This is a genomic window from Allomuricauda sp. ANG21 (assembly GCF_040705235.1).
In the GTDB taxonomy this organism is placed as follows: domain Bacteria; phylum Bacteroidota; class Bacteroidia; order Flavobacteriales; family Flavobacteriaceae; genus Flagellimonas; species Flagellimonas marina.
The window spans coordinates 1-1,353 of sequence record NZ_JBFCVT010000006.1; the positions used below are offsets into that span (position 1 = coordinate 1).

The following is a 1,353-nucleotide window of genomic DNA, read 5'->3' on the forward strand; positions in this document are numbered from 1 at the left end:
GCCTGGTCGTCCGTGTTGTCAAGATATGGGGTCAGATCGACAGTGCCGCCGTCCTCAAGGGTCAATATGTTGCCCGCCGCCAAGCTGAGGGCCTGATCGTCGGTGTTGTCAAGGTAGCCGCTCAAATCAACGTTGTTCCCGTCCTCTATCGAAAGGCTGTTGCCCGACAGGGTGAGCGTCTGGTCATCCGAACCGCTATTGTCCAGTGCCGATAGGTCGACAGAGTTACCGTCTGCTATCGAGAGTGTATTTCCCGAAAGGGTCAACGTCTGGTCATCGGTATCGGTATCTATGGAACTGATGTCAATGGTGTTACCACCGCTTATCGATAGATCGGAACCGCTCAATGAGAGGGTCTGACCATCAGTGTTGTCAAGATATGGGGTCAAATCGACAGTGCCGCCGTCCTCAAGGGTCAATATGTTGCCAGCGGCCAAGCTGAGGGCCTGGTCATCGGTGTTGTCAAGGTAGCCGCTCAGGTCCACGTTGTTCCCGTCCTCTATCGAAAGGCTGTTGCCCGACAGGGTCAGTGTCTGGTCGTCCGAACCGCTGTTGTCCAATGCCGATAGGTCGACAGAGTTACCGTCCGCTATCGAGAGTGTATTTCCCGAAAGGGTCAATGTCTGGTCATCGGTATCGGTATCTATTGAACTGATGTCAATGGTGTTACCACCGCTTATCGATAGGTCGGAACCGCTCAATGAGAGGGTCTGACCATCAGTGTTATCAAGGTAGCCGCTCAAATCAACGTTGTTCCCGTCCTCTATCGAAAGGCTGTTGCCCGAGAGGGTGAGTGTCTGGTCGTCCGAACCACTGTTGTCAAAGGTCGATAGGTCGACAGAGTTACCGTCCGCTATCGAGAGTGTATTTCCCGAAAGGGTCAACGTCTGGTCATCGGTATCGGTATCTATTGAACTAATGTCAATTGTGTTCCCACCACTTATCGATAGGTCGGAACCACTCAATGAGAGCGTCTGACCATCCGTGTTGTCAAGGTAGCCGCTCAAATCCACGTTGTTGCCGTCCTCTATCGAAAGGCTGTTGCCCGACAGGGTGAGCGTCTGGTCATCCGAACCACTGTTGTCCAGTGCCGACAGGTCGACCGTCTGCGTGCCGCCGTCCTCAAGGGTCAGCGTCAATACGTTCGTGGCATTGTCAAGGCTGAAGGCCGTGATCGCCTGGTCGTCCGTGTTGTCCAGGTATGGGGTCAGGTCGACAGTGCCGCCGTCCTCCAAGGTCAATATGTTGCCAGCCGCCAAGCTGAGGGCCTGGTCATCGGTTCCAGCCGCTGCAAACACAGTGCTGAAGTCCACGGTCTGGGTGCCGCCGTCCTCAAGGGTCAGCGTCAATATG

Annotated in this window: 1 protein-coding gene; it reads right to left on the reverse strand. The window is 54.8% G+C overall.

Annotation, left to right across the window (positions count from 1 at the left end):
• On the reverse strand, positions 1–1,353 hold a 1,353-nt coding region (locus AB1A65_RS09085; protein ID WP_366588079.1), incomplete at both ends, for a hypothetical protein.